Raw genomic sequence first — 26,199 nt, 5'->3', positions numbered from 1 at the left:
GCCCCAGCTTACTGCTGTGGTGCTGGTGCGGCCACCTTGCGCAGTGCCTCCAGCAGCGCCTGTGGCCGGTCCAGGCTGAGCAGCAGCGCGCTGCCATCGCGTACCGGCAGCACCAGGACGCGGCTGCGGTCGGTGACCAGGGCAAAGCCCTTGCCGCCGCCCAGCAGGCGGAAGTGGCCGGAATGGAAGCCGGGCATCGAATAACCGTTGGTCTTGAAGCGGATGCCATAGCGCCGGTCGCGGCCGAGGTCGACCACCTCGGCCTGGTCCAGTCGCAGCTGCGCCACCGGCACGCGCCGTCGGTACATCGTTGAACGGACGTCCAGCACGTCGCCATCGAACTCCACCCGGCGCCGGAAGAAGGCCAGGCCCAGCCCGATGCCGAGCGCGGCGATCATCACCAGGCTCCATGCCGCGCTGCCGCCCATGCGGAACCACGGCGGCGACAGGGTCACTTCCACCCACGGCGCGTTGGCGCGGGCGGTGTGAAGCTGCGCGTAGACGCTGATGGCGAAGGCCAGCAGCAGCGGCAGGACCACCCACAGCACGCGGAACGGCGAGCTCTCCGCCACGTCGAAGCGCTTCGGGTCGCTGCCGCTCATCGCTGCGCCTTGATCCAGGTGGCCACGTCATCGATCAGCGTCGCATCGACATGGCCCGGTTGCGCGTATTCCTGCAGCGAGCTGGGGCCGCTGCCGGCAATGCCGATGTGGTTGAGCGCCGGATAGGCCTGCCACTGCACGTCGCCGCGGCCGGCCAGCGCCTTTTGCCACAGCACCCAGTCGGCATCGGGTACCTGGAAATCGCGGCCGCCGTGCAGCATCAGCAGTGGCTTGTGCAGGGCCTGTGCATCGGCCCGTGCGTTGACCGCCTCCACGCTCTTCCAGAACGATTGAGGAACGCCCAGTGGCAGTTCGCTCGCTGGCGCCGGTATATCACTGCGTGCTGCGGCGATCTGGGCGTCAAGGCGGTCGAGGAAGGCCTGCTCGGGCGCACTGATGCTGCCGTCCAGTGCCATCAGGTAGCGGTTCTGTTCCGGCAGCAGTTCCAGCAGGGTTCGTGCAGGTGCGGCCCACAGGATCGCGCCGCGCGCCTGCGGCCAGCGGCTGGCGATGCGCGGGGCGAGCATGCCACCCTGGCTGTGGCCCATCACGAACACGCGCTTGCGGTTGACGCGCGGGTCGGCGGCCAGGCTGGCCAGTGCAGCCTCCGCATCCAGCGTGGTCTCGTCATCGACGGTGAAGCGGTCATTGGCGAAATCCTGCGGGCGGGCGAAGGTGCGCTTGTCATAGCGCAGCACGGCGATGCCCTGGGCGGCCAGGCCGCGGGCAACATCCAGGAACGGGCGACTGCCACCGATCGTCTCATCGCGGTCCTGCGGACCCGAGCCATGCACCAGCACCACCGCCGGGAACGGGCCTTCTCCCTTCGGCAGTGCCAGGGTGCCAGACAGGGCGCCGCGCGCCTGCGGCACGCTGAAGTCCACTTCGCTGTAGCGGGCATCGGCCGGTGGCGGTGGTGCCTTGTCGGCCGCGGCGGGCCGCAGCATCAGGCCGGCCACCTTGTCCTGTGCATCCACCGCTACCTGCGCATTGACGCGGCCGCTGGCGAACTTCAGTGGCACTACCACCAGCGTCATGTCCTGTCGTGTATTCACCTGGATGGCGCCGCGATCCTGCAGTGTGCCCAATGAGTTCCACAAGGCGCCCAGTTTCTCGGCGGGCACGGCCTGGGCCATCTGCGGCGTGAACATCGCTTCCGCTTCGGCTACGCGCCCGGCCTGCAGGTGATCGAGCAGGCGGTTGGCGACCTGCTGCGGTTCGGCGGCGATCGCCGGGCAGCTCAGCAGGGCCAGTGACAGCATGAGCAATCTGCGATGGCGCGACATGGCTACTGTTCCTTCTTGAAGACCAGCATGGCCGGGCGCATCGGCGCCGGAATGATGATGTTGACCAGTTCCCAGCCCAGCTGGCCCTGGCGGGTCAGTTCACTCTGGATGTCCTCGGCCTTCAGGACGCCCATCATCGTGGTCTTCACTTCGATCGTCTGGTAACTCCAGCGCGTGCTCATTCCTTGTCCTCCGGCGATGGCGTGGGTTTTGGCAGGCGTCCTGCCTTGCGCAGTGCGTCGCGCAGCACGTATTCAATCTGCGCGTTGAGGCTGCGCAGCTCGTCGTCGGCCCAGCGCTGCGCCGCGGCCAGGACCTCGGCGTTGATGCGCAGCGGATAGGCTTTCTTCTCACTCATGAAAACTCCTGGCGGGGCGGTGGGGACGCCCCGTTGCGAGGGTGGTTCAGTACAGCGAACCGGCGTTGACGATCGGCTGGGTGCCGCGGTCCGAGCACAGCACGGTCAGCAGGTTGCTGACCATGTGCGCCTTGCGTTCCTCGTCCAGCTCAACCACGCCGTTCTTCTGCAGTTCGGCCAGGGCCATTTCGACCATGCCGACGGCACCAGCCACGATGCGCGTGCGTGCAGCGATCACCGCGTTGGCCTGCTGGCGCTGCAGCATGGCCTGGGCAATTTCAGCGGCGTAGGCGAGGTGGCTGATGCGTGCGTCGATCACCTGCACACCCGCATCGGCCAGGCGTTCGGCCAGCTCGTTCTTCAGGTGCTGGGAGATCTCGCTGGCATGGCTGCGCAGGGCCAGCTGGCCGTCCTCGTGCTGGTCGTAGGGATAGCTGGTCGCCATCGCACGCAGCGCGGATTCGGACTGGATGTGTACGAAGCTCTCGTAGTCGTCCACGTTGTAGACCGCTTCGGAGGCGTCGACCACCTGCCAGACGATCACGGCGGCGATCTCGATCGGGCTGCCGTCCAGCTCGTTGACCTTCAGCTTGCCGCTCTCGAAATTGCGCACGCGCTGGCTCACCCGGCGCTTGGCGTAGAAGGGGTTGTTCCAGCGCAGGCCGTTGTCCTTGACGGTACCGACGTACTTGCCGAACAGGCTCAGCACTGCCGCCTGGTTGGGCTGGATGGTGTACAGGCCGGCCAGGATGAAGACTGCGGCAGCGACCACCAGCACGCCGGCCAGCATCAGCAACAGGTTGGGCGAGCCGGTGCTGGCCTTGGCCGCCACCCCCAGCACGAACAGCGCGCCGCCGGCCAGCGCGGCCAGCAGGGATCCGGCCAGGGTGCCGAGGCCGTTGAGGGAGGCAAGCGACTTCTCTTTCATGGCGGTACGTCCTTGAGGGTTCGGAATTAAGATATCAAATTGATATCACTTGTCGACTACCGTCCGTCGGATGCCATGGTCCGGGTGCCCGGCCAGCTAGAATGCCCACCCGCCTTCACATCGCTGCTGGAACCGCCATGGCCAAGCTTGGAACTCCGTTGTCCCCCTCCGCCACCCGCGTGCTGCTGCTGGGCTCGGGCGAACTCGGCAAGGAGGTGGCCATCGAGCTGCAGCGGCTGGGCGTGGAAGTGATCGCGGCCGACCGCTACGCCGATGCGCCGGCCATGCAGGTTGCGCACCGCGCGCACGTGATCGACATGCTGGACGCGATGGCGCTGCGCGCGCTGATCGCCCAGGAACAGCCGCACCTGGTAGTGCCGGAGATCGAGGCCATCCACACCGAGACCCTGGTGCAGCTGGAGCAGGAGCAGGGCCTGCGGGTGATCCCGACCGCGCGCGCCGCGCGCCTGACCATGGACCGCGAAGGCATCCGCCGCCTGGCCGCCGAGACCCTGGGCCTGCCGACCTCGCCGTACCGCTTCGTCGATACCGAGGCCGAGTACCGCGCCGCAGTGGCCGCCATTGGCCTGCCGTGCGTGGTCAAGCCGGTGATGTCGTCCTCGGGCAAGGGCCAGAGTACCCTGCGCAGCGAGGCGGACATCGCCCCGGCCTGGGACTACGCGCAGACCGGTGGCCGTGCCGGTGCTGGCCGCTGCATCGTCGAAGGTTTCATCGATTTCGATTACGAGATCACCCTGCTGACCGTGCGCCACGCTGGCGGGACGTCGTTCTGCGCACCGATCGGCCACCTGCAGAAGGACGGTGACTACCGCGAAAGCTGGCAGCCGCAGCCGATGTCCAGCGCGGCACTGGCGCGCGCGGAAGAGATCTCGCGCGCGATCACCGACGACCTCGGTGGCTGGGGCCTGTTCGGTGTCGAGCTGTTCGTGAAGGGCGACGAAGTGTGGTTCAGCGAAGTGTCGCCGCGCCCGCACGATACCGGTCTGGTGACCCTGGTATCGCAGGAGCTGAGTGAGTTCGCGCTGCATGCGCGCGCCATCCTCGGCCTGCCGATCCCGGTGATCCGCCAGAGCGGCCCGTCGGCCTCGTGCGCGCTGCTGGCGCACGGTGAGGGCGTGCCGTACTTCAACAACGTCGCAGCTGCGCTGCAGGTGCCGGATACCGCGGTGCGCCTGTTCGGCAAGCCGAGCGTGCATGGTCATCGCCGCGTGGGCGTGACCCTGGCGCGCGCCGAGACCATCGACGAAGCGCGAGCCATCGCGCGTGATGCCGCCGACGCCATCGGCGTCGAACTGCGTCCATAAAGCGGTAGCGCCGGGCCACGCCCGGCGGCTTTCCCTGCGCTGAGCGATTCTTCTGTAGAGCCGAGCCCACGCTCGGCTGCTTTTCAATCCGCGCCGCGCGCGGGAGCCGAGCGTGGGCTCGGCTCTACAGCGCAATCTGCCTTACGGCTTCACATCCACCCACACCAGGTGGTGGTCGCTGCCGTCGGCGATCTTCGCCTCCGGGCTTTCATTGGCCGGCCAGAAGATGCCGCTGCCCACATACTCGAAACCGGTCGAGGGTAGCACGTAATCCAGGCGCATGGTGCCGGACTTCGGGCCGAAATCGCCGGTGGCGTGGAACGGCGCGCCCTTGCGCTCGATGCCCTTGGCCGCATAAGCCAGGCTGGTCTGCTCGCCGCCGACGCTGCGCGGGGTGGGGTAGCGCAGCACGCGGGCGTTCTCGATCAGCTCGACGATCGCCTCATGGCGGCCATCGCCATCGACCGGGTCGTTGTTGAGGTCGCCGAGGATCACGAAGCGCGCGTCCTGCGCCAGGCCACCGCATTGGCCCTTGTCGTCGCACAGCCACGGCTTGTCACCGCTGGACAGGTACTCCTGCCACAGGCGCAGTTCGTCGTGGTTGCGCGCAGCGTTGCGCTTTTCCGGGCCGTCGAACACCGGCGGGGTCGGGTGTGATACCAGCGCATGCACCACGCCGGCCGGGGTCTTCACCGGCACGTCCCAATGCGACTTCGAGGACAGGCGGAGCTGCGACCACACGTGGTCGTTGTAGAAGCTCTGGCCGGTACGTGGATCGACCGGGCGGATTGCGCCGGGCATCGCGCTCCACTTCAGCAGCTGAAAGCTGCGCACCTTGGCCTCATCGATCGGGTAGCGCGACAGCACCAGCATGCCGTACTGGCCCGGGTGCAGGCCGTATCCCCAGGCGTCATTGCCGCGGCTGCGGCCTTCGCCGCCGACCACGCCGTTGTTGTCCAGGTCCAGGCCGCTCGGCACGCCGGTGTTGACCGGGGCCAGGTAGCGGTAGGCGAATTGCAGTGGCTTGCCGCCGCCGGGCTGGGCCACTTCCAGGTAGCGTTTCTGGAACAGCTCGGCGGCGCGGTGGGCGTCGTCGAAATCGAACTCGTTCAGCAGCACCAGGTCCGGGCGCACCTGCTGCAGTACCGCGGCGATCTTGCGCGCGTGTTCGCTGTCGCCTTCCAGCTCCTTGATCAGGCCGCCGGCGTCGTCGGAGTACAGCGAAGTGTTGTAGGTGGCCAGGCGCAGCGCAGTGGACGGCTTTTCGGTCATCGCGGGGGACGTGGCGAAGGCGGGGGCGGTGGCGCCGCAGAGCAGGGCCAGGGCGAAGATCAGGGGTTTGGCGTTCATCCCCCTATTCTGCACCCGGCCCGGTGTCAGCGGTTTGTCAGCGCCCGTCCAGTTCGTTGTCGAAATCGTGCCAGCGGCGGCCGTCGTACGCCTCCAGCGGATGGAAGCGGCGCTTGTAGTCCATCTTCTGGTGGCCGCGGATCCAGTAGCCCAGGTACACGTGCGGCAGCCCCTCGCGGCGGGCCCACTCGATCTGCTGCAGGATCGCGAAGGTGCCCAGCCCGCGCGCGGCGTGGTCCGGGTCGAAGAAGGTATAGACTGCCGACAGGCCATGCTCGGTGACGTCGGTCACTGCCACCCCCAGCAGCTGGCTGGGCTGGCCGTCGCGGCCGGGCAGGCGCATCTCCATGAAGCGGGTGTGTGACCAGCTGCCGATCAGGAACTGCTCGAACTCGTGCGGCCCGTGGTCGTCCATGCCGCCATTGGCGTGGCGGTGGGTGAGGTAGCGGTGGTACAGCGCGAACAGATCGTCACGGGCGGTGGCGGCGGTGATCCGCACCTCCAGGTCGTCATTGCGGGCGGCACAGCGGCGCTGGCTGCGGTCCGGGGCGAAGCGGGCCACCGGGATGCGCACCGCCACGCAGGCCTGGCAATGCGCACAATGCGGCCGGTAGACCAGGTCGCCGCTGCGGCGGAAGCCCCAGCTCAGTGCCAGCGGATACAGCCCGCCCAGGCGGCGATCGTGCGGGTCCAGCACCAGGTCGCGCGCCACCCGGTCCGACCAGTACCCGCAGGGGTGCTCGCTGGTCTGGAAAAGCCGCAGTTCGTCGTCTCTGTCGCCGTGTATCGCCATGGGCACAGCATAGCCCCAGCCCGTCGCAGTGGCGGCGACTGTCCGCCGGATGAATGGAACCGGCCGCGGCGTCAACCGATGTCGCGCCCGGGCGTTGTTGTCTCCCGAGGGTGAAGTGATCACCCCCGACGCAATTCCCATTCCCAGGAGTGACCCCATGATCCGTACCCCCCTGTTGCTGGCCCTGCTGCTTGCCACCTCCGCTTCCGGCATCGCGCTGGCGGCCGATACCCCGGCCGCGCCGGCACAGCGCCTGGCCAAGCTGGACACCAACGGCGACGGCGTCATCGATCGCAGCGAGGCCGCTGTCAACCCGCGTCTGGCCGCGAAGTTCGACCAGCTGGACAAGAACAAGGATGGCAAGCTTTCGCGCGATGAACTGCCGCGCTGGCAGCATGGTCGCCGTGGCCACGGCGGCGAGCGCTGGGCCAAGCTGGACGTCAACAAGGACGGGCGCATCAGCCGCGAGGAAGCCAAGGCCGATCCGCGCCTGACCGCGCGCTTCGACCAGCTCGACCTCAACAAGGACGGCTACCTCGACAAGGCCGACCGCGAGCTGCGCATGAAGCAGCGCCGTGATGCCTGGTTCGCTGCCGCCGACACCAACAAGGACGGCCAGTTGAGCAAGGCCGAGTTCGACGCAGCCAAGGGCCCGATGCACGGCGGCCCGCGTCATGGCGGTCCGCGCGATGGCAGCGTGCCGAAGCCGCAGCCGCAGCGCTGAGTTTCAACGCGATGATCCACGACAACGCCGGCGCACTGCCGGCGTTGTTCGTTACAGGTTTCCGCTGCGCATCAGCGAATACACCACCAGGGCGATCACGAACACGTTCGCGCCGATGATGCCGGTGCGGCCATACAGGGATTCGAATTTCCAGTTGGTTCCACTGCGGCCGCGCCTCGCTGAATCACGTGCGATCATCGGTGCCATCAGGCGCTGCAGCGGCACCAGGCACTGGTAGTTGACCACGGCCAGACCCAGTGCCAACAGCAGCAACTGGCTCCACATCGGCACCTGCAACAACGTCGCCACCAGCATTACCAGGCACCAGGCCAGGCCGGTGCCGGTGTTGATACGCACAAAGCGTCGCACCTGCGTACGTTCGTCTTCGGTCCCGGTGTACGACATCAGGAAGCGCGCACCGAGGTAGCTGCCGATCGCACCGCCGATGACGGCACCGGCGATCGCCCCCCAGTTTTCGGCCGGGATCACGTGCAGCTGGCCCAGCGTAGCGGTCAGCGTGCCCATTGCGGTCCCGCCGGCAGCGCTGGCGCCGCCCAGGCCGAGCTTGCTGCCACCGATGCCGACACCAGTGCTGAGCAGGATCGCAGCACTGGCCGTACCCGGCGCTGCGACCAGCACCATCGACACCACGGCGGTGGCGAACGCGGCGCTCGGTGCACTGCTGCGGGCGAACTCGCCGAAGCGCTGCAACAGGCCGTCACGCACCAGGGCGCGGGCGCGTGACAGGCGCTTGCGCACCGCCGCGTCGCTGAGCCCGAGCAGGTCGGCCACCTGCTGCGAGCGCTGGCCCTCGCGGTAGTACAGCAGCAGTACTTCGCGGCTGTCGGCGGGCAGGGCGGAGATGATGTCCTCGGCGGCGATCTCTTCTTCCACACGCTGCAACCGGTCGGCTGTGCTCGGCGACGGATCGGCGGCCATCCCCAGCGCCACTTCGGCCGCCTCGCCGGAGAGGGGCCGGCCACGTTGCGCACGCAACCAGTCACGGGCCAGGTTGCGGGTGATCTGCCGCAGCCACGGCAGGAAGCTGGTCGAGCTGCGCAGCTGGTGCAGCTGCTGCCAGCCCTTCACGAAGGCTTCCTGAGCGATGTCCTCGCTGGCCTGGCGGTCGCGGGTGATGGCCAGCGCGATGGCAGTGACCGTGTTCTGGCAGGCCAGAACGATTCGGCCATAGGCGTGCTGGCAACCGCTGGCGGCGGCCGGCAGTTCGCGTTCCAGGGTCTGGTCGATCGATGCGGCGAACGTCGTCATGGCGGCGGCACTCCTGCTGGGATTGTGTCCCAAGACGGAGCTGCGCGCCCAATGTGACCGCAGATGCTGATGCATCTGCGGTCCGCGCATTCCACTTCATCGCCGCGCCGTTGGCGCACCCCCTTGAACAACAAGGGGGCTCCAATCCTGACGGGTTACGGTGAAATCGCCGCCCCGCTGCCAGGTCGCTGTGCTCGCCGGGCATGGCCCGGCGCTACCGCCCCTTACTTGGACGGCTGGATGCGGACCCGCACTTCTTCCTCTTCCGGCGCGGCCTCCGGGGCCGGTTGCGCCTGCTGAGGCTGGGCCTGCGGGGCAGGGGCCGGTGCCGCAGGCGCCGGGGCGCCGCGGTGGCGCAGGCCGATCACCAGTGCCACGCCGGCGATCACCACCAGCAGCGCGATGCGGATGCGCCAGGCCCAGCTGCGGCCGCCGCTGCCCGCTTCAGGCGCGTCGCGGAAGGCGAACTCGGCCGTGGGGTGGTCGCGGCGGGTGGTGTCGAGCAGGCGCGCCTCGCGCAGGATTTCGCGCGCGCGCGGCTGATCGTCGGCGCGCACGATCCACACCGCCGGATAGGCATTGGCGTTGCCGAGGTCGGTGTAGCTGAACTGGCCGCGGCGGCGGGTCTTGTACGAGCGCCCGTTGGTCACCTTGACCTCGATGCCGTGCTCGCGCAGGAGCTCGGCCACGCCCTCGACGGTTTCCACGCGCTGGCTGCTGAAGATCTGGCGCATGGGTTTACTCCTTGGCCGGCACGGCGGCGGCCGCAGCCTGGTCGGGAACGACGCGGATCAGGCCTTCCTGCGCGGTGCTGGCCACCAGCACGCCGTTGCGGGTGAAAAACTGGCCGCGGGCCAGGCCGCGCGAATCCTGCGCGCTGGGGCTGTCCAGCGAGTACAGCAGCCAGTCGTCGGCGCGGAACGGGCGATGGAACCAGATGGCGTGGTCGAGCGAGGCCATCTGCACGTGCGGGTGGTAGTAGCTGATGCCGTGCGGGAAGGTCGCCGTGCCCAGCAGGTGGAAATCGGAGGCATAGGCCAGCAGCGCCTGGTGCAGCTCCGGTGCATCGCCAACCGGTTCGCTCAGGCGCAGCCACACCTGGTGGTAGGGCGGGCGCTTGGGCGGGTTCAGTTCGTCACGCGGGTAGACGTGGCGGAACTCGAACGGACCGCCACGCGACAGCCAGCGCTGCACCTTGATAGGCAGCCGTTCCAGCACTTCAGCCGGCAGCGGCCGGTTCGGTTCGATGTCTTCCGGCTGCGGCACTTCAGGCATCTTGTGCTGGTGCTCGGCGCCGGTTTCGGCCTGCTGGAACGAGGCCGCGCAGAAGAAGATCACCTTGCCGTGCTGGATCGCGGTGACCCGGCGCACCGAGAAGCTGCCGCCATCGCGGGTGCGGTCCACGTCGTAGACGATCGGGTGGTCGATGTTGCCGGCGCGCAGGAAATAGGCGTGCAGCGAATGCACGTGGCGGCCGTTGTCGACCGTGGCCTGCGCGGCGGCCAGCGCCTGGCCCAGCACCTGCCCGCCGAACACGTACTTGGTGCCGATGTCGCGGCTCTGCCCGCGGAACAGGTTGTCCTCCAGCCGCTCCAGCGTGAGCAGGTCGATCAGCTCGGAGACGACGGGTTCGGGCGTGTCGTTCAAGGGGGCGGCCAAAGCAGTGAAAGAGGGCCTGATTATACCGGTCAGGGGTCAGATCCCTTTCGCTTCGCGAACGGGATCTGCCCCCGATGCCGCGCGCTGGCCGATCATCGGTAGTGCCGGCCGCTGGCCACCAGCCTCATGATCCTCTTGGGGCGCCTGCGGTTGCCGGCCAGCGGCCGGCACTACATTTACTTGCCCAGGCGCGCCACCAGGGCCTGCAGCGCGTTCTGTGCATCCGGGGCGAACCAGGCCTCGACGAAGCGGTCCAGCTGGATCAGGTCCGGGTGCAGCGCTTCGTGCAGGTCGGCGCGGGCGATGGCGCGGGTCAGCAGCATCGGCTGGCGCGGCTGCTTGATCAGGTTCTGCAGCCAGGCGATGGCGCGCGCCACCACCAGGTCGCCTTCGGCCAGTTCATCAACCAGGCCGATCTGCAGCGCCTGTTCGGCCGGCACCAGCGAGCCGGTGGTCAGCAGCACGCCGGCACGGTGCACCCCCACCGCACGGCGCAACAGGCGCTGGATGCCCTCCGGTGCGATCAGGCCGACCTGGACTTCGTTCAGGCCGATGGCATACGGCCGCGACGGATCGGCGCTGCGCGCCATCACCCGGTAGTCGCAGCACAGGGCCAGCACGCAGCCGCCGGCCGGGGCGTGGCCGGTGATCGCCGCGACCACCGGGATGCGGCTTTCGGCCAGCGTGCGCACGGCGCCAAAGAAGGCGTTCCAGGTGTCCTGCAGCTTGTGCTTGTCATCGCCATGCGAGAGCAGGTGCGGCACGTCCATGCCGCCGGTGAAGATGCGCTCGCTGCCCGACAGCACGATGCCGTGCGCGTCTTCGGCCATGGCCAGCTCGATGGCATGGATCAACTGCCGGCACAGTTCGGTGTCCAGTGCGTTGACCGGCGGCCGCGCCAGGCGCAGTTCGCGGATGGGGCCATGGTTGATCACCTCGATGAGCGTCGTCATGCTGCGGTCTCGTTGCGAAGAAGGAACCTGGGCGATGATAACCAAACCATTCGTTGGCGTACTGTTGGTTCTGTGTGCGGCCGCAGCATCGGCCTCGGCCGCGGAATCTGGCTGCGTCACGGTGGAGCAGGGCTGGGCGCGGTTGCCACCGAATCCGGCGATGCCGATGACCGCCGGCTACGGCGTGATCCACAACGGCTGCAGCAAGGCGGTGGTGATCACTGGCGCGGCCAGCAGTGGCTTCGGAGATGTGTCGCTGCACGAGACCACGATCGTCGACGGGGTCAGCCGGATGCGGGCCATTGAACGCCTGCCATTGGCACCGGGCGCCCGTGCCGAGCTCAAGCCCGGTGGCCTGCACCTGATGCTGATGCAGGGCAAGGGCGCGTTGAAGGAAGGGCAGGCGCTGCCGCTGCGGCTGCAGCTGGAAGGGGGGAGCGAAGCGAGCGCAACGTTGACCGTGCGCAAGGCCACGCCGTAGCGGGATGGTAGTGCCGGGGGGGGGGGGGGCCCCGGGGGGGGGGGGGGCGCGGGCGGCCCGCCCCAAAACACGAGACACCCCACCGGACCCGGGCCCCTCCCCCCGGGGGGCGGGGCTGTGTTGGGCGCCCCGCGCCCCCCCCCGCGGGGGGCCCCCCCCCCCCCCCGGCACTACCAAACAGGCTTACGACCAGTCGTACGAGAACAGCACCGTGCGGCTGATCGGCTCGTAGAGCATCACGATCGCGTCGGCACCGGTGGCGCACCAGTTGTAGCCGGCTACGTCGGCCACGGCGAAGAATTTGTTGCCATTGCGGGTGATGATCACCGTTTCGGCATCGTCCGGTGCGTCGGGGGCATCGGCCGCCTCGGTGAAGCCAAGCTCGAAGGCGGCAGGAATCTCTGCAGTCTCTGTCCAGTTGCCGAAACCGATCGGGCCACCCAGCGTATCCAGGTAGTCACGCTCGCTGGGCTCGCCCTTGCCGAAGCGCGAGTAGCAGGCCAGGCGGCCATGGGCGGCATGGTAGTCACGCGCCTTGGCATAGCTTTCGCGCATCTGTGCGATGTGTTCGCGCGTGTACTTGTCATCCACCTGGTCGCCGATGAAATAGCCCTCGTTGCCGAGGAAACGCATCTCGTTGTCGGCAGTCAGTTCGAAGGCGATCCAGTTGGTGCCGGTGAAATCGTTGTGGTGCGCTTCGGTGGTCTCACCGATGCAGCCGTCATACGGCTCGATCGGGCACAGCATCGTTGCCACCTGGCCGGCCAGTTCCGGGCGCAGCACACCCAGGTCGATCTTCAGTAGCGGCAGCAGGTGCTGGCCGAGCCACGCCTGGTCAGCGGGGAAGACGTCGGTGGGGAAAGGGACCATGCCGGGCAGCAGGTCGCGCAGTTCAGTCTGGTGGATCATGTCAGTCCTTTGAATTGGATCGGGAGTGCCGGCCGCTGGCCGGCCTCCCGGAAACCACTGGAGGGTGGCGGGCCCCGGGCCGGCCACCCCGCCGCCGCCCGCGCGCCCCCCCCCCCCCCCCCGCGCGCCCCCCCCCCCCCCCCCCCCACTCCCCGATGCGCGTCAGGTCGACGCGCTGCGGATCGCCTCCGGCAGCGGCGCACTCCTGCCGGTCTGCGTATCCATCCAGACCACCACCACGTTGCCGTCCGAATACAGCTTCGAATCGTCCTGCTGGTCGACGATGCGGTGGCCGATGGTCACGCTGCTGTTGCCCAGGCGCTCGACGAACAGTTCGACCAGGATGTCGTTGGGCCACACGATCGGCAGCCTGTAATTGACGTTGGTCGCGGCCACCACCGGTGCGATGCGGTCGGTCATCGATACGCCGTCCACGCCCAGCATCCAGCGCACGCGCGCTTCTTCCAGGTAGGAAATGTATTTGGCGTTGTTGACGTGGCCCATGCTGTCCATGTCGCGCCAGCGCACGCTGATCGGGATGCGGGCCAGGATCTTGTGTTCGCTGCTCATCAGGCGTCCTTCTTCTTCGTCGTGCTCTTGCTGGCCTTGCCGGTGCTCTTGGCGGCCACCGCCTTCTTCGCCACCTTGGCCGGCTTCTCAGGTTTCACCTTGCGCGGCGGCCGGGCATCGGGCTTGTTGGCCACCGCGGCCGGCTGTTCCGGGCGCGCGCTGGTGGAGGGCAGCATGCGAGCCAGGAACTGGCCGGTGTACGACTGCGGGCAGGCCGCCACGTCTTCCGGCGTGCCGGTGACCAGGATGGTGCCACCGCGATGGCCGCCTTCCGGGCCCAGGTCGACGATCCAGTCGGCGGTCTTGATCACGTCGAGGTTGTGCTCGATCACCACCACCGTATTGCCCTCGTCGCGCAGCTTGTGCAGCACGCCCAGCAGCGCTTCGATGTCGTGGAAGTGCAGGCCGGTGGTCGGCTCGTCGAGGATGTACAGGGTACGGCCGGTATCGCGGCGCGACAGCTCCTTGGACAGTTTCACGCGCTGCGCTTCACCACCGGACAGCGTGGTCGCGCTCTGGCCCAGCTTGATGTAGCTCAGGCCCACGTCCACCAGCGTTTCCAGCTTGCGGGCGATTGACGGCACCGGCTCGAACAGCTTCAGCGCATCCTCGACGGTCATTTCCAGCACGTCGTTGATGTTGAAGCCCTTGTACAGGATCTCCAGCGTCTCGCGGTTGTAGCGCTTGCCGTGGCAGACATCGCACGGCACGTACACGTCCGGCAGGAAGTGCATCTCGACCTTGATCAGGCCATCGCCCTGGCAGGCCTCGCAGCGGCCACCACGCACGTTGAAGCTGAAACGGCCCGGCGAATAACCACGCGCACGCGCTTCGGGCACCTGCGCGAACAGCTCGCGCAGCGGGGTGAACAGGCCGGTGTAGGTGGCCGGGTTCGAGCGCGGGGTGCGGCCGATCGGCGACTGGTCGATGTCCACCACCTTGTCGAACAGGTCCAGGCCATCGATCTCCTTGTACGGGGCGATCGGGTGCGAGGAACCATTGATCTCGTTGGCGGCCAGCGAGAACAGGGTGTCGTTGATCAGGGTCGACTTGCCCGATCCGGACACGCCGGTCACGCAGGTCAGCAGGCCCGACGGAATCGCCAGGTCCACGCCCTTCAGGTTGTTGCCGCTGGCCCCGCGCAGGTGCAGGGTCATCTTCGGGTTCGGCTTGTGCCGGCGCGCCGGAATCTCGATCGCGCGCTTGCCCGACAGGTACTGGCCGGTCAGTGAACGTGGTGCCTCCAGGATATCCTGCAGGGTGCCCTGGCCGACGATCTCGCCGCCATGCACGCCCGCGCCCGGGCCGATGTCCAGTACATAGTCGGCCAGGCGGATCGCATCCTCGTCATGCTCGACCACGATCACCGTGTTGCCCAGGTCACGCAGGCGGGTGAGGGTGCCGAGCAGGCGTTCGTTGTCGCGCTGGTGCAGGCCGATGGACGGCTCGTCGAGCACGTACATCACGCCGACCAGACCGGCGCCGATCTGGCTGGCCAGGCGGATGCGCTGTGCCTCGCCACCGGACAGGGTGTCGGCCTTGCGTTCCAGGGTCAGGTAATCCAGGCCCACATCGACCAGGAAGCCGAGGCGTTCGCCGATTTCCTTGACGATCTTCGAGGCGATCTCGCCACGCCAGCCCGGCAGGCTCAGCTCGCTGAAGAACTTCAGCGCCTCGTCGATCGGCAGCACCACCAGGTCCGGCAGCGGGCGGTCGGCCACGAACACGTTGCGTGCCGCCTTGTTGAGGCGGGCGCCATGGCATTCCGGGCACGGCTGTTCGCTGATGTACTTGGACAGCTCTTCGCGCACCGCCGGCGATTCGGTTTCCTTGTAGCGGCGCTCGAGGTTGGGAATGATGCCTTCGAAGCGGTGCTTGCGCTGGGTGCGGCCACCGGCTTCGGTGAAGTAGGTGAAGGTGATCGCTTCATCGCCACTGCCGTAGAGCACGGCCTGCTGCACGTTCTCCGGCAGCGAGTTCCACGCCGCGTCGACGTCGAACCTGTAGTGCTTGGCCAGCGAGGCGATCAGCTGGAAGTAGTAGGCATTGCGGCGGTCCCAGCCGCGCACCGCACCGGCGGCCAGCGACAGCTCGGGGTGCACCACCACGCGCGAAGGATCGAAGAATTCGGCCATGCCCAGGCCATCGCAGCCGGGACAGGCGCCCATCGGTGCGTTGAACGAGAACAGGCGCGGTTCCAGCTCCGGCAGCGAGTAGTCGCAGACCGGGCAGGAATACTTGGAGGAGAACAGGGTCGGCGCGGCATCGGCAGTGTCCAGGCTCTGCACCGAGGCCATGCCGTCGCCCAGTTTCAGCGCGGTCTCGAAGCTCTCGGCCAGGCGCTGCTTGATGTCCTCGCGCGGGCGGAAGCGGTCGATCACCGCCTCGATGGTGTGCTTCTGGCGCAGCGCCAGCGGCGGCACCGCGTCGATTTCATGCAGCTCACCGTCCACGCGCACGCGCACGAAGCCCTGCGCGCGCAGCTGGTCGAACACCTGCGCGTGCTCGCCCTTGCGGTCGCGGATGACCGGCGCCAGCAGCATGTAGCGCTGTTCCGGGTCCAGGGTCAGCACCTGATCGACCATCTGGCTGACCGTCTGCGCTTCCAGTGGATAGCCGTGGTCCGGGCAGCGCGGGGTGCCGACGCGGGCGTACAGCAGGCGCAGGTAGTCGTAGATTTCGGTGATCGTGCCGACCGTCGAACGCGGGTTGTGCGAGGTCGACTTCTGCTCGATCGAGATGGCCGGGGACAGGCCCTCGATGTGGTCCAGGTCCGGCTTTTCCATCACGCTCAGGAACTGGCGTGCATAGGCCGACAGCGACTCGACGTAGCGGCGCTGGCCTTCTGCATAGATGGTGTCGAACGCCAGCGAGGACTTGCCCGAACCGGACAGGCCGGTGATCACGATCAGCTTGTCGCGGGGCAGGTCGAGGTCGAGGTTCTTCAGGTTGTGCGTCCGCGCGCCGCGGATGCGGATGAAATCCATCGCCATGGGGAATCCGGTTGTGGGGGCGTTGGCTGGGTGCCGGGCCAGCAGGGAACGGCAATCGGTCAGCCTACCGAGGTGACCAGATGGGGGCAATGGGCGACAATGCCAGCCCGGTGTCTCACCTTCTGAGACAGGCCGAAAGGCAGGGGTCAGATCCCTTTTCACAACGTGAAAAGGGATCTGACCCCGTTCCGGCCGGGCCTCCCAGGCCGTTCAGGGGTTGACTTGACCCGCGCCCGCTGATCTGCGTACAATTCCGCTCCTGTCCGCCCTCGACGGCGGCAGTCCATAGACCACAATAACTACAGAGGAAGTCTGGTCATGTACGCAGTACTGGTCACCGGCGGTAAGCAATACCGCGTGGCGCAGGGCGAAAAGCTCCGCGTCGAAAAGCTCGAAGTCGAAGTCGGCAGCGAGATCAAGTTTGACAACATCCTGATGCTGGGCGACAGCGATGGCGTGAAGCTGGGCGATGCGCTGAAGGGCGCTGCCGTCACCGCCAAGGTCCTGTCCCAGGGTCGTGCTGACAAGGTCCGGATCATCAAGTTCCGTCGCCGCAAGCACCACATGAAGCGTCAGGGTCACCGTCAGTACTACACCGAAATCGAGATCACCGGCATCGCCGGCTAAGCATCAGGAGAAGCAGTCATGGCACATAAAAAGGGCGTAGGCTCCTCGCGCAACGGTCGCGACTCCAACCCGAAGTACCTGGGCGTCAAGATCTTCGGCGGCCAGGCCATCGAAGCCGGCAACATCATCGTGCGTCAGCGCGGCACCCAGTTCCACCCGGGTTCGGGCGTTGGCCTGGGCCGTGACCACACCCTGTTCGCCCTCGTGGACGGCAAGGTGGAGTTCTCGGTCAAGGGCGCCAAGAAGCGTCGTACCGTCAGCATCGTCTCGGCCGACGCCTGATCCAGGCATCGCCGGCACCCATGCCCCGGCATGGCCGTGCTGGATGAAGAGCACGCTGCATGGAGAGCCCCGCTTCGGCGGGGCTTTTCGTTAGAGTGAACGCAAGACCGGCTGTGCCGGGTTGCCGGCCCGCGGCCGGCGTGACATTCAAGGCGACGGCAGGCAGGCCGCGCCCATCGCAGGCATCGAAACAATGAAACTGGTAGACGAAGCAGAAATCGAAGTGTTCGCCGGCAACGGCGGCAACGGCTGCATTGGCTTCCGTCGCGAGAAGTTCATTCCGCTCGGCGGCCCGGACGGCGGCGACGGCGGTGCGGGCGGCAGCGTGTACATCCGCGCCGACGAGAACCTGAACACCCTGGTCGACTTCCGCCATGACCGCATCTTCAAGGCGCAGCGCGGCGAGAACGGCATGGGCCGCCAGGCCTATGGCAAGGGCGGCGAAGACCTGACCATCACTGTGCCGGTCGGTACCGTGGTGATCAACGTCGCCACCGATGAAGTCATCGGCGATCTGACCCAGCACGGCGATCGCCTGCTGGTGGCCAAGGGTGGCCGCGGCGGCCTGGGCAACATGCACTTCAAGAGCTCGACCAACCGCTCGCCGCGCCAGGCGCTGCCGGGCGAGCCGGGCGAAGAGCGCACGCTGAAGCTGGAGTTGAAGCTGCTGGCCGACGTCGGTCTGCTGGGCTTCCCCAATGCCGGCAAGAGCACCTTGATCCGCGCCGTTTCGGCGGCGACCCCGAAGGTGGCCGATTATCCGTTCACCACGCTGTACCCGAACCTGGGTGTGGTGAAGGTGGAGAACTACCGCAGCTTCGTGATTGCCGATATTCCGGGCCTGATCGAAGGCGCGGCGGATGGAGCCGGCCTCGGTGCGCAGTTCCTGCGTCACCTGCAGCGCACCCGCCTGCTGCTGCACCTGGTGGACATCTCGCCGATGGAAGGTGGCGTGGAAGGCATTTCGCCGGTGGAGCAGGTGCGTGCGATCGAGCGCGAGCTGGAAAAGCATGATCCGGAGCTGCTGAACAAGCCGCGCTGGCTGGTGCTGAACAAGGCCGACCTGATGTTCGAGGACGAGGCCAAGGCCGCGGCCGAGCAGATCGTCGCCGAGCTGGGCTGGAAGGAGCCGTGGTTCCTGGTCTCCGCGCTGGGCCGCGAAGGCACCTTCCCGATCATGAGCCGGATCATGGCCTTCTTCGATCGCCAGAAGGAAGAAGAGCAGGAAGCCCGCGACGCCCAGTAATGGTGTTGTGGTTCCGCTCGAAAAACCCGGCTTCGGCCGGGTTTTTTGTTGGTTGCCGCTCTTCTGTAGGGCTGAGCCTATGCTCGGCCGCTGTTCGCGCGGCCAGCCGAGCATGGGCTCGGCTCTACAGGGTGGAAACTGCAGGCAACAAAAAACCCGGCCAGGGCCGGGCTTTTGTCTGCTGCCCAACCCCGAGGGGCAGGGCGGCAACGCCGGATCAGGCGGCCTTGAGGGCCTTGATGCGGTCGTTCAGGCGGCTCTTGTGGCGAGCAGCCTTGTTCTTGTGGATCAGGCCACGCGCGCTGAAGCGATCCAGGATCGGCTGGGCAACGGCGAAGGCGGCTTCGGCGCCGGCGGCATCGTTGGCGTCCAGCGCCTTGATCACTTTCTTGACAGCGGTGCGCAGCATCGAGCGCTGAGCCACGTTGCGCGCGTTGCGCACGACGGTCTGCTTGGCGCGCTTCTTGGCGGACTTGATATTGGCCACGGTGGTGGTTTCCTGAAAAAATCGGTGTTATGGGAACAGCAAGCTAGCTAGTATGATGGCGTAAGAAATGCACGTCAAGTCGATTGTCAAGAGGGACGCTGAGTGAGTTCACCCAAGTTGTTGCGGGGCCTGCTGTCGTTCAGCAGCATGACCATGGTCTCGCGCGTTCTCGGACTTGTCCGGGACTTCGTGGTGACCACCACGTTCGGCACCAACGCCATCACTGATGCTTTCTGGGTCGCCTTCAGGGTACCCAATTTCCTGCGGCGTTTGTTCGCCGAAGGCTCTTTCGCCACTGCTTTCGTGCCCGTGTTCACGGAAGTGAAGGAAACCCGCAGCCACGCCGAGCTGCGTGAACTGATGGCCCGCACCGCCGGGACCCTGGGCGGGGTGCTGATGCTGGTCACCGCGCTGGCGCTGATCTTCGCGCCGCAGCTGGCCTCGGTCTTCTCCAGTGGCGTTGATACCGACCCGGTGAAGCAGGGCCTGCTGGTCGACCTGTTCCGCCTGACCTTCCCGTTCCTGCTGTTCGTCTCGCTCACCGCGCTGGCCGGTGGCGCGCTGAACAGCTTCCAGCGCTTCGCCATGCCGGCGCTGACCCCGGTCATCCTCAACCTGTGCATGATCGCCGGTGCGCTGTGGCTGGCGCCGCGGCTGGGCGGCACCCCGGAAAAGCAGATCCTGGCGCTGGGCTGGGCGGTGCTCGCCGCCGGCATCCTGCAGCTGCTGTTCCAGCTGCCCTCGCTGAAAGGCATCAACCTGCTGACCCTGCCGCGCTGGGGCTGGAGCCACCCGGGCGTGCGCAAGGTGATGACGCTGATGGTGCCGACCCTGTTCGGCTCCTCGGTGGCGCAGATCAACCTGCTGCTGGACACGGTCATCGCGGCCAAGCTGACCGATGGCTCGCAGTCCTGGCTGTCGCTGGCCGACCGCTTCCTGGAGCTGCCACTGGGCGTGTTCGGTGTGGCGCTGGGCACGGTGATCCTGCCGGCGCTGGCCCGTCACCACGTCAGCACCGACCGCGAGGGCTTCTCGCGCTCGCTGGACTGGGGCCTGCGGATGACCCTGCTGATCTCGGTGCCGGCCATGCTCGGCCTGCTGCTGCTGGCCGAGCCGCTGATCGCGACCATCTTCCAGCACGGCCAGTTCAGTGCCTTCGATACCCGCATGACCGCGCTGTCGGTGTACGGCCTGAGCTTCGGCCTGCCGGCGTTCGCTCTGCTGAAGGTGGTGTTGCCGGCGTTCTACGCCCGCCAGGACACCAAGACCCCGGTACGCGCGGGTGTGGCTGCACTGGTGGCCAACATGGTGTTCAACTTCGCCCTGCTGGCGGTGCTGTACCAGGTGATGGTGCCGCACGAGCTGAAGGCACAGGGCGTGATGGCGGCCATCGGCAAGCAGCCGGGCCTGCACCTGGCACTGGGCATTGCCAGTGCGCTGTCCAGTTACCTGAACCTGGGCCTGCTGTGGTACTGGCTGGGCAAGACCGATGTCTACCAGCGCCGGCCGGGCTGGGGCGGCTATCTGTTGCGCCTGCTGCTGGCCTGCGCGGCCATGGTTGCTGCGCTGCTGGCCCTGCTGCACTGGCTGCCGGCGTTCTCGGCGATGGGCGTATGGGAGCGGATCGGCAGCCTGTCGCTGCTGGTCGGCGGCGGCGGCGCCACCTACGCGGTGACCATGGTGGCGATGGGCTTCCGCCCGCGCGACCTGCGCGGGCATTGATCACCGCTTGTGGCGGCTATACTTCAGGGTTACACCATTGAAGCGGCGGCCCCGGGCGGGCCGGAACGAGAGTTGATGAGCAGGCTGTTCAGAAGCGTCGAGGGCGGGGAGCTGTTCCCCAGCGGAAGCGTGGTCTGTATCGGTGCATTCGACGGCCTCCACCTGGGGCATCGTGCGCTGGTCCGCCACGCGGTCGCCCGCGCGCGCGCCTTGGGCGTGGCCGCGGTGGCCGTGGCGTTCGAGCCGCTGCCGCGTGAGTTCTTCGCCCAGGGCACACCACCGCCGCGGCTGACCCTGGCGCGCAGCAAGGTCGAGATCCTGCGCGAGCTCGGCGTCGATGCGATCGGCCTGCTGCGCTTCGACGCGGCCATGGCAGCGATGCCGGCCGAGTCGTTCGTCCACCAGCTGCTGGCCCACCGCCTGGGCGCACGCGAAGTCTGGATCGGCCCGGAGTTCTGCTTCGGCAACCGCCGCCGTGGTGACCTGGCCCTGCTGCAGAAGATGGGCGCCGAATTGGGCTTCACTGCTGGCGAGATCGAAGCGGTCGACCTGCATGGCGAGCGCATTTCCAGCACCCGCATCCGCCAGCTGCTGCAGGACGGCGACTTCGCCCGTGCCAACGACCTGCTCGGCCGTCCGTATGCTATCAGCGGCCGGGTGGTGCGCGGGCGCCAGCTCGGCCGCACGCTGGGCTTCCCCACCGCCAACCTGCGTTTCCCGAAGACCCCGGCGTTGTCGGGCATCTACGCAACCTGGGTGCACGGTGTGTTCGACCAGCCGTGGCCGTCGGTCTCCAGCTTCGGCACGCGGCCGACGGTGGAGGGCGTGGAGCCGCTGCTGGAAGCCCACCTGTTCGATTTCCAGGGCGACCTGTACGGGCGCCACATCGACGTGGAGTTCGTCGCCAAGCTGCGCGACGAAGAGAAATTCAATGATCTGGCGGCGCTGACCGACCAGATGCACCGCGACGCCGAACAGGCGCGCGCCCTCCTTTCCGAACATAGATTGCGAGCCACTGCGTGAGCCAGGACTACAAGACCACCCTGAACCTGCCAGCCACCGAATTCCCGATGCGCGGCGACCTGCCCAAGCGCGAGCCGGGCATTCTGGCGCAGTGGGAAGCGCAGGGGCTCTACCAGCAGCTGCGCGACAACGCCGCCGGCCGCCCGCTGTTCGTGCTGCATGACGGCCCGCCGTACGCCAACGGCCGCATCCACCTGGGCCACGCGGTCAACAAGATCCTGAAGGACATCATCGTCAAGTCGCGCTACCTGGCCGGCTTCGATGCGCCCTACGTGCCGGGCTGGGACTGCCACGGCCTGCCGATCGAGATCGCGGTCGAGAAGAAGTGGGGCAAGGTCGGTACCAAGCTCGACGCCGTTGAATTCCGCCAGAAGTGCCGTGAGTTCGCCGAAGAGCAGATCAACATCCAGCGCGTGGACTTCAAGCGCCTGGGCGTGACCGGTGACTGGGACAACCCGTACAAGACCCTGAGCTTCGACTTCGAAGCCAACGAGATCCGTGCACTGGCCAAGGTCGTGGCCAACGGCCACCTGGTCCGCGGCGCCAAGCCGGTGTACTGGTGCTTCGACTGCGGTTCGGCGCTGGCCGAGGCGGAAATCGAGTACCAGGAAAAGGAATCGCCGGCGATCGACGTGGCCTACGCCGCGCGTGATGCGCAGGCCATCGGCCAGGCGTTCGGCGTGAGCGTACCGGCCGACGTCGAAGTGGCCGTGCCGATCTGGACCACCACCCCGTGGACGCTGCCGGCCTCGCTGGCGGTGTCGCTGGGCGCGGAGATCAACTATGTGCTGGCCGAAGGTCCGGCCCACAACGGCAAGCGCCGTTGGCTGGTGCTGGCCGCCGCGCTGGCCGAGCGTGCGCTGCAGCGCTACGGCGTCGAGAGCGTGGTGCTGCACGGTGAAACCACGGGTGCGGCGCTGGAGAACCAGCTGCTGGCGCACCCGTTCTATCCGGAGCGCGACATCCCGCTGCTCAACGGCGACCACGTCTCCGACGAGGACGGTACCGGTGCGGTGCACACCGCCCCCGGCCACGGCCAGGAAGACTTCGTGGTCAGCCAGAAGTACGGCCTGCTGGACAGGTACAACGCCGGCCAGGTCACGCCGATCGACGGCCGTGGCGTGTACCTGGAATCGACCCCGCCGGCCGGTGACGTGGTGCTGGCTGGCCAGCACCTGTGGAAGGCGCAGGAGGCCATCGTCGGCGTGCTGCGCGACAACGGTTCGCTGCTGGCGTTCCATCCGATCCGCCACAGCTACCCGCACTGCTGGCGCCACAAGACGCCGGTGGTGTTCCGCGCCACCCCGCAGTGGTTCATCTCGATGGACAAGGCCAACCTGCGCAACGATGCGCTGGCCGCCATCGATACCGTCGGCTGGTTCCCGACCTGGGGCAAGGCGCGCATCCAGAGCATGGTCGACGGTCGCCCGGACTGGACCATCTCGCGCCAGCGCACCTGGGGCGTGCCGATCGCGCTGTTCACCCATCGCCAGACCGGCGAGATCCATCCGCGCTCGGTGGAGCTGATGCAGCAGGTCGCTGACCGCGTGGAAGCCGAGGGCATCGACGTGTGGTATTCGCTGGATGCCGCCGAACTGCTGGGCGCTGAAGCGGCCGACTACGAGAAGGTCACCGACATCCTCGACGTCTGGTTCGATTCGGGCGTGACCCATGAGGGCGTGCTCGCCGCGCGTGGCTTCGGCAAGCCGGCCGACCTGTACCTGGAAGGCTCCGACCAGCACCGCGGCTGGTTCCAGTCCTCGCTGCTGACCGGCGTGGCGATCGACAAGCGCGCGCCGTACAAGCAGTGCCTGACCCACGGCTTCACCGTGGACGAGCACGGCCGCAAGATGTCCAAGTCGCTGGGTAACGGCATCGAGCCGCAGGACATCATGAACAAGCTGGGCGCGGACATCCTGCGCCTGTGGATCGCCTCGGCCGACTACAGCAACGAAATGTCGTTGTCGCAGGAGATCCTAAAGCGCAATGCCGACGCCTACCGTCGCCTGCGCAACACCGCGCGCTTCCTGCTCGGCAACCTGGACGGCTTCGATCCGGCCCAGCACCTGCAACCGCTCGACCAGATGGTTGCGCTGGACCGCTGGATCGTGCATCGCGCCTGGGAGCTGCAGGAGAAGATCAAGGCGGCCTACGACGGCTACAACATGGCCGAGATCGTGCAGCTGCTGCTGAATTTCTGCAGCGTGGACCTGGGTTCGCTGTACCTGGACGTGACCAAGGACCGCCTGTACACGATGCCGACCGATTCGCACGGTCGCCGTTCGGCACAGAGCGCGATGTACCACATCGCCGAAGCGTTCACCCGCTGGGTCGCGCCGATCCTGACCTTCACCGCCGACGAGCTGTGGGGCTACCTGCCGGGCGAACGCGCCGGCCACGTGCTGTTCACCACCTGGTACGACGGCCTGGCGCCGCTGCCGGCCGATGCCCAGCTCAACGCCACCGACTTCGATCAGCTGCTGGCCGTGCGCGAGCAGGTGGCCAAGGTGCTGGAGCCGATGCGTGCCAACGGCGCGATCGGTGCCGCGCTGGAAGCGGAAATCACCATTGCCGCCAACGAGGAGCAGGCCGCGAAGTGGCAGCCGCTGGCCGATGAACTGCGCTTCCTGTTCATCAGCGGCGACGTGCAGGTGCGCCCGGCGACCACCGACGAGGTGTTCGTCAGCGCCCAGCCGACCACCAAGGCCAAGTGCGTGCGCTGCTGGCACCACCGTGCCGATGTCGGAAGCAACGCCGACCATCCGGAACTGTGCGGCCGCTGCGTGAGCAACATCACCGGCGCTGGTGAAGTGCGGAGCTGGTTCTGATGGCCGCGCCCCGTCCGCACCCGAACGCCCTGGTCTGGCTGCTGCTGTCGGCCGCCATCATCGGCCTGGACCAGTGGTCCAAGGCCTGGGTCCTGTCGAGCCTGCCGGAGTTCCAGCCGGTGGTTGTGATCGACGGCTTCTGGAACTGGTACCGCACCTACAACACCGGCGCCGCGTTCAGTTTCCTGAGCGACGCCGGTGGCTGGCAGAAGTACTTCTTCACCGCGCTGGCCATCGCCATCAGCGGCCTGATGGCCTGGTGGCTGCGCGGCACCGCCCGCGGCAACTGGAAGGCCGCGGTGCCGTATGCGCTGATCATCGGCGGTGCCATCGGCAACGTGATCGACCGCCAGGTGCACGGCCACGTGGTCGATTTCATCCAGTGGTACGTGGGCAGCTACACCTGGCCCTCGTTCAACATCGCCGATTCGGCCATCGTGGTGGGTGCCATCGGCATCGCCCTGTTTGGCCTGTTCGAAGGCAAGTCCGCCAAAAAGGCGGATAATGCCAACCCGAAACCGTAAGCCGGCCGCTGCCGGGAGATTGAACTGATGGATGTGCTGCTCGCCAACCCGCGTGGTTTCTGTGCCGGTGTCGATCGTGCGATCGAGATCGTCAAGCGCGCGATCGAAACGCTGGGCGCGCCCATCTACGTTCGCCATGAAGTGGTGCACAACCGCTTCGTGGTGGACGATCTGAAGCAGCGCGGCGCGATCTTCGTCGAGGAACTGGACGAAGTGCCGGACAACAACACGGTCATCTTCAGCGCGCATGGCGTGTCCCAGGCCGTGCGCCAGGAAGCCGAGCGCCGTGGCCTGAAGGTGTTCGACGCTACCTGCCCGCTGGTGACCAAGGTCCACTTCGAAGTCGCCCGCCACTGCCGTGCCGGCCGCGACGTGGTGCTGATCGGCCACGCCGGCCACCCGGAAGTGGAAGGCACCATGGGCCAGTGGAACCGCGAAGCCGGTACCGGCCAGATCTATCTGGTCGAAGACGTGGAGCAGGTCGCCACGCTGCACATCAACCAGCCGGAAAACTTCGCCTACACCACGCAGACCACGCTGTCGGTGGACGACACGCGCGGCATCATCGATGCGCTGCGTGAGCGCTTCCCGGCGATGCAGGGCCCGAAGAACGACGACATCTGCTACGCCACGCAGAACCGCCAGGATGCGGTGCGCGACCTGGCCAAGCGCTGCGACCTGGTGCTGGTGGTCGGTTCGCCGAACAGCTCCAACTCCAATCGCTTGAGTGAGCTGGCCCGCCGCGAAGGCGTGGAGTCGTACCTGATCGACGGCGCGCATGAAATCGACCCGGCGTGGGTGGCGGGCAAGCAGCACATCGGCGTCACTGCCGGTGCCTCGGCGCCGCAGGTGCTGGTCGATGGCGTGCTGGCACGCCTGGCCGAGCTGGGTGCCAGCGGCGTGGGCGAGCTGGATGGCGAGCCGGAATCGATGGTATTCGCGCTGCCGAAGGAACTGCGCCTGCGTCTGGTCGACTGACCGCGGCAGCTTGTTCGCCGGGCATGGCCCGGCGCTACCGGGTGCATGTCATCCACGCATGGCGTGGATCTACTGCATCCGGTCGGCACACCCGTAGATCCACGCCATGCGTGGATGGGCACCGACCATGACCTTGTCCGCCCACGCACCCCAGTAGATCCGCGCCATGCGTGGATGGGCGCACCGCGCGTGACCTTTTTCCCGCTTGCGCATCGCAAATAGGTTCACGCCATGAGTAGATGGGCGCAGCGATGGTGATTATCGAGGGTACCATCGCTGGAA

26 protein-coding genes are annotated in these 26,199 nt (G+C 67.2%); 11 read left to right on the top strand and 15 right to left on the bottom strand.

Features of this window, described 5'->3' with window-relative positions; all coding sequences use genetic code 11:
* Positions 1-8: 8 nt before the first annotated feature.
* The 5 genes from V3B41_RS04120 to V3B41_RS04100 are packed head-to-tail and all read right to left on the bottom strand — an operon-like array spanning position 9 to position 3,174.
* Positions 9-602, bottom strand: coding sequence for a PH domain-containing protein (locus V3B41_RS04120; RefSeq protein ID WP_295550799.1), 594 nt, complete (start codon positions 600-602; stop codon positions 9-11).
* Positions 599-1,888, bottom strand: a complete 1,290-nt coding sequence (locus V3B41_RS04115) for an alpha/beta fold hydrolase (RefSeq protein ID WP_329860171.1) — start codon at positions 1,886-1,888, stop codon at positions 599-601. The genes V3B41_RS04120 and V3B41_RS04115 overlap by 4 nt, the downstream gene beginning before the upstream one ends.
* A gap of 2 nt (positions 1,889-1,890) precedes the next feature.
* Complete coding sequence (locus V3B41_RS04110; RefSeq protein ID WP_106549423.1) at positions 1,891-2,070, bottom strand: DUF4177 domain-containing protein; 180 nt, start codon at positions 2,068-2,070, stop codon at positions 1,891-1,893.
* Entirely contained in the window at positions 2,067-2,246 is a 180-nt protein-coding gene (locus V3B41_RS04105; protein WP_005408543.1) for a hypothetical protein, read from the bottom strand. Before V3B41_RS04105 ends, V3B41_RS04110 begins: the two co-directional genes overlap by 4 nt.
* A gap of 46 nt (positions 2,247-2,292) precedes the next feature.
* A complete protein-coding gene (locus V3B41_RS04100; protein WP_019659308.1) occupies positions 2,293-3,174 on the bottom strand; it encodes an SPFH domain-containing protein in 882 nt (293 codons plus the stop codon).
* Positions 3,175-3,311: 137 nt separating this feature from the next.
* On the opposite strand from V3B41_RS04100, the gene purT reads away from it, so the two are divergent.
* Positions 3,312-4,499 (top strand): formate-dependent phosphoribosylglycinamide formyltransferase, encoded by a 1,188-nt coding sequence (purT, locus tag V3B41_RS04095; protein ID WP_197632917.1) that lies wholly within the window; start codon positions 3,312-3,314, stop codon positions 4,497-4,499.
* 141 nt (positions 4,500-4,640) lie between these two features.
* On the opposite strand, the gene V3B41_RS04090 is transcribed toward purT, so the two are convergent.
* Both V3B41_RS04090 and V3B41_RS04085 read right to left on the bottom strand, forming a co-directional pair.
* Entirely contained in the window at positions 4,641-5,849 is a 1,209-nt protein-coding gene (locus tag V3B41_RS04090; protein WP_329860167.1) for an endonuclease/exonuclease/phosphatase family protein, read from the bottom strand.
* 37 nt (positions 5,850-5,886) lie between these two features.
* Complete coding sequence (locus V3B41_RS04085; RefSeq protein WP_197620196.1) at positions 5,887-6,642, bottom strand: arginyltransferase; 756 nt, start codon at positions 6,640-6,642, stop codon at positions 5,887-5,889.
* Between the two features lie 157 nt (positions 6,643-6,799).
* On the opposite strand from V3B41_RS04085, the gene V3B41_RS04080 reads away from it, so the two are divergent.
* A complete protein-coding gene (locus tag V3B41_RS04080) occupies positions 6,800-7,366 on the top strand; it encodes an EF-hand domain-containing protein (protein WP_197620195.1) in 567 nt (188 codons plus the stop codon).
* Between the two features lie 51 nt (positions 7,367-7,417).
* Here the strand turns inward: V3B41_RS04080 and V3B41_RS04075 are convergent, their stop codons facing one another.
* The 4 genes from V3B41_RS04075 to V3B41_RS04060 form a co-directional block, all read right to left on the bottom strand.
* Entirely contained in the window at positions 7,418-8,635 is a 1,218-nt protein-coding gene (locus tag V3B41_RS04075; protein ID WP_049427811.1) for an RNA polymerase sigma factor, read from the bottom strand.
* A gap of 224 nt (positions 8,636-8,859) precedes the next feature.
* Entirely contained in the window at positions 8,860-9,369 is a 510-nt protein-coding gene (locus V3B41_RS04070) for a pathogenicity-like protein (RefSeq protein WP_100443652.1), read from the bottom strand.
* Between the two features lie 4 nt (positions 9,370-9,373).
* Positions 9,374-10,282, bottom strand: a complete 909-nt coding sequence (tesB, locus tag V3B41_RS04065) for an acyl-CoA thioesterase II (protein WP_005412623.1) — start codon at positions 10,280-10,282, stop codon at positions 9,374-9,376.
* 188 nt (positions 10,283-10,470) lie between these two features.
* Positions 10,471-11,247, bottom strand: coding sequence for an enoyl-CoA hydratase/isomerase family protein (locus tag V3B41_RS04060; protein ID WP_197620193.1), 777 nt, complete (start codon positions 11,245-11,247; stop codon positions 10,471-10,473).
* A gap of 34 nt (positions 11,248-11,281) precedes the next feature.
* Between V3B41_RS04060 and V3B41_RS04055 the strand changes: the two genes are divergently transcribed.
* The gene (locus V3B41_RS04055; protein WP_049427658.1) at positions 11,282-11,728 is read left to right on the top strand and encodes a copper chaperone PCu(A)C; all 447 of its coding nucleotides are present in this window, start codon (positions 11,282-11,284) and stop codon (positions 11,726-11,728) included.
* A gap of 183 nt (positions 11,729-11,911) precedes the next feature.
* Here the strand turns inward: V3B41_RS04055 and V3B41_RS04050 are convergent, their stop codons facing one another.
* The 3 genes from V3B41_RS04050 to uvrA form a co-directional block, all read right to left on the bottom strand.
* On the bottom strand, positions 11,912-12,637 hold the full coding sequence (locus V3B41_RS04050; protein WP_329860162.1) for an enolase: 726 nt from the start codon (positions 12,635-12,637) through the stop codon (positions 11,912-11,914).
* Positions 12,638-12,799: 162 nt separating this feature from the next.
* Complete coding sequence (locus V3B41_RS04045; RefSeq protein ID WP_049427655.1) at positions 12,800-13,207, bottom strand: thioesterase family protein; 408 nt, start codon at positions 13,205-13,207, stop codon at positions 12,800-12,802.
* Positions 13,207-16,200 (bottom strand): excinuclease ABC subunit UvrA, encoded by a 2,994-nt coding sequence (gene uvrA, locus V3B41_RS04040; protein WP_329860160.1) that lies wholly within the window; start codon positions 16,198-16,200, stop codon positions 13,207-13,209. Before uvrA ends, V3B41_RS04045 begins: the two co-directional genes overlap by 1 nt.
* Before the next feature lie 318 nt (positions 16,201-16,518).
* Between uvrA and rplU the strand changes: the two genes are divergently transcribed.
* The 3 genes from rplU to cgtA all read left to right on the top strand — a co-directional run bounded on the left by rplU (position 16,519) and on the right by cgtA (position 18,355).
* Positions 16,519-16,827, top strand: a complete 309-nt coding sequence (rplU, locus tag V3B41_RS04035) for a 50S ribosomal protein L21 (protein ID WP_006424709.1) — start codon at positions 16,519-16,521, stop codon at positions 16,825-16,827.
* Positions 16,828-16,845: 18 nt separating this feature from the next.
* Positions 16,846-17,109 carry a 50S ribosomal protein L27 gene (rpmA, locus tag V3B41_RS04030; RefSeq protein ID WP_005415704.1) on the top strand — a complete coding sequence of 88 codons (264 nt, stop codon included), beginning with the start codon at positions 16,846-16,848 and terminating at the stop codon, positions 17,107-17,109.
* Between the two features lie 193 nt (positions 17,110-17,302).
* A complete protein-coding gene (gene cgtA, locus V3B41_RS04025; RefSeq protein WP_100443651.1) occupies positions 17,303-18,355 on the top strand; it encodes an Obg family GTPase CgtA in 1,053 nt (350 codons plus the stop codon).
* A gap of 217 nt (positions 18,356-18,572) precedes the next feature.
* Here cgtA and rpsT read toward each other — a convergent pair whose 3' ends face one another.
* Positions 18,573-18,842 (bottom strand): 30S ribosomal protein S20, encoded by a 270-nt coding sequence (rpsT, locus tag V3B41_RS04020; RefSeq protein ID WP_005408560.1) that lies wholly within the window; start codon positions 18,840-18,842, stop codon positions 18,573-18,575.
* A gap of 117 nt (positions 18,843-18,959) precedes the next feature.
* On the opposite strand from rpsT, the gene murJ reads away from it, so the two are divergent.
* The 5 genes from murJ to ispH all read left to right on the top strand — a co-directional run bounded on the left by murJ (position 18,960) and on the right by ispH (position 25,917).
* Entirely contained in the window at positions 18,960-20,564 is a 1,605-nt protein-coding gene (gene murJ / locus V3B41_RS04015) for a murein biosynthesis integral membrane protein MurJ (RefSeq protein ID WP_100443650.1), read from the top strand.
* Between the two features lie 75 nt (positions 20,565-20,639).
* Positions 20,640-21,587 carry a bifunctional riboflavin kinase/FAD synthetase gene (locus V3B41_RS04010; protein ID WP_049428550.1) on the top strand — a complete coding sequence of 316 codons (948 nt, stop codon included), beginning with the start codon at positions 20,640-20,642 and terminating at the stop codon, positions 21,585-21,587.
* A complete protein-coding gene (gene ileS / locus V3B41_RS04005; RefSeq protein ID WP_329860157.1) occupies positions 21,584-24,415 on the top strand; it encodes an isoleucine--tRNA ligase in 2,832 nt (943 codons plus the stop codon). The genes V3B41_RS04010 and ileS overlap by 4 nt, the downstream gene beginning before the upstream one ends.
* Positions 24,415-24,939 (top strand): signal peptidase II, encoded by a 525-nt coding sequence (gene lspA / locus V3B41_RS04000; protein ID WP_049428546.1) that lies wholly within the window; start codon positions 24,415-24,417, stop codon positions 24,937-24,939. Before ileS ends, lspA begins: the two co-directional genes overlap by 1 nt.
* 27 nt (positions 24,940-24,966) lie before the next feature.
* Positions 24,967-25,917: a 4-hydroxy-3-methylbut-2-enyl diphosphate reductase gene (gene ispH / locus V3B41_RS03995; protein WP_019337505.1), complete on the top strand. Its 951-nt coding sequence runs from the start codon at positions 24,967-24,969 to the stop codon at positions 25,915-25,917.
* Positions 25,918-26,199 lie beyond the last annotated feature (282 nt).

This window comes from Stenotrophomonas sp. SMYL89, from assembly GCF_036319985.1.
Taxonomy (GTDB): domain Bacteria; phylum Pseudomonadota; class Gammaproteobacteria; order Xanthomonadales; family Xanthomonadaceae; genus Stenotrophomonas; species Stenotrophomonas maltophilia_Q.
This window is presented reverse-complemented; position numbering and strand designations above follow the sequence as displayed.

Excerpts from the sequence above, each read along its gene's own strand:
- V3B41_RS04120 (WP_295550799.1), bottom strand. The coding sequence starts at position 602 with ATGAGCGGCAGCGACCCGAAGCGCTTCGACGTGGCGGAGAGCTCGCCG.
- V3B41_RS04115 (WP_329860171.1), bottom strand. The coding sequence starts at position 1,888 with ATGTCGCGCCATCGCAGATTGCTCATGCTGTCACTGGCCCTGCTGAGC.
- V3B41_RS04110 (WP_106549423.1), bottom strand. The coding sequence starts at position 2,070 with ATGAGCACGCGCTGGAGTTACCAGACGATCGAAGTGAAGACCACGATG.
- V3B41_RS04105 (WP_005408543.1), bottom strand. The coding sequence starts at position 2,246 with ATGAGTGAGAAGAAAGCCTATCCGCTGCGCATCAACGCCGAGGTCCTG.
- V3B41_RS04100 (WP_019659308.1), bottom strand. The coding sequence starts at position 3,174 with ATGAAAGAGAAGTCGCTTGCCTCCCTCAACGGCCTCGGCACCCTGGCC.
- purT (WP_197632917.1), top strand. The coding sequence starts at position 3,312 with ATGGCCAAGCTTGGAACTCCGTTGTCCCCCTCCGCCACCCGCGTGCTG.
- V3B41_RS04090 (WP_329860167.1), bottom strand. The coding sequence starts at position 5,849 with ATGAACGCCAAACCCCTGATCTTCGCCCTGGCCCTGCTCTGCGGCGCC.
- V3B41_RS04085 (WP_197620196.1), bottom strand. The coding sequence starts at position 6,642 with ATGGCGATACACGGCGACAGAGACGACGAACTGCGGCTTTTCCAGACC.
- V3B41_RS04080 (WP_197620195.1), top strand. The coding sequence starts at position 6,800 with ATGATCCGTACCCCCCTGTTGCTGGCCCTGCTGCTTGCCACCTCCGCT.
- V3B41_RS04075 (WP_049427811.1), bottom strand. The coding sequence starts at position 8,635 with ATGACGACGTTCGCCGCATCGATCGACCAGACCCTGGAACGCGAACTG.
- V3B41_RS04070 (WP_100443652.1), bottom strand. The coding sequence starts at position 9,369 with ATGCGCCAGATCTTCAGCAGCCAGCGCGTGGAAACCGTCGAGGGCGTG.
- V3B41_RS04060 (WP_197620193.1), bottom strand. The coding sequence starts at position 11,247 with ATGACGACGCTCATCGAGGTGATCAACCATGGCCCCATCCGCGAACTG.
- V3B41_RS04055 (WP_049427658.1), top strand. The coding sequence starts at position 11,282 with ATGATAACCAAACCATTCGTTGGCGTACTGTTGGTTCTGTGTGCGGCC.
- V3B41_RS04050 (WP_329860162.1), bottom strand. The coding sequence starts at position 12,637 with ATGATCCACCAGACTGAACTGCGCGACCTGCTGCCCGGCATGGTCCCT.
- V3B41_RS04045 (WP_049427655.1), bottom strand. The coding sequence starts at position 13,207 with ATGAGCAGCGAACACAAGATCCTGGCCCGCATCCCGATCAGCGTGCGC.
- uvrA (WP_329860160.1), bottom strand. The coding sequence starts at position 16,200 with ATGGCGATGGATTTCATCCGCATCCGCGGCGCGCGGACGCACAACCTG.
- rplU (WP_006424709.1), top strand. The coding sequence starts at position 16,519 with ATGTACGCAGTACTGGTCACCGGCGGTAAGCAATACCGCGTGGCGCAG.
- rpmA (WP_005415704.1), top strand. The coding sequence starts at position 16,846 with ATGGCACATAAAAAGGGCGTAGGCTCCTCGCGCAACGGTCGCGACTCC.
- cgtA (WP_100443651.1), top strand. The coding sequence starts at position 17,303 with ATGAAACTGGTAGACGAAGCAGAAATCGAAGTGTTCGCCGGCAACGGC.
- V3B41_RS04010 (WP_049428550.1), top strand. The coding sequence starts at position 20,640 with ATGAGCAGGCTGTTCAGAAGCGTCGAGGGCGGGGAGCTGTTCCCCAGC.
- lspA (WP_049428546.1), top strand. The coding sequence starts at position 24,415 with ATGGCCGCGCCCCGTCCGCACCCGAACGCCCTGGTCTGGCTGCTGCTG.
- ispH (WP_019337505.1), top strand. The coding sequence starts at position 24,967 with ATGGATGTGCTGCTCGCCAACCCGCGTGGTTTCTGTGCCGGTGTCGAT.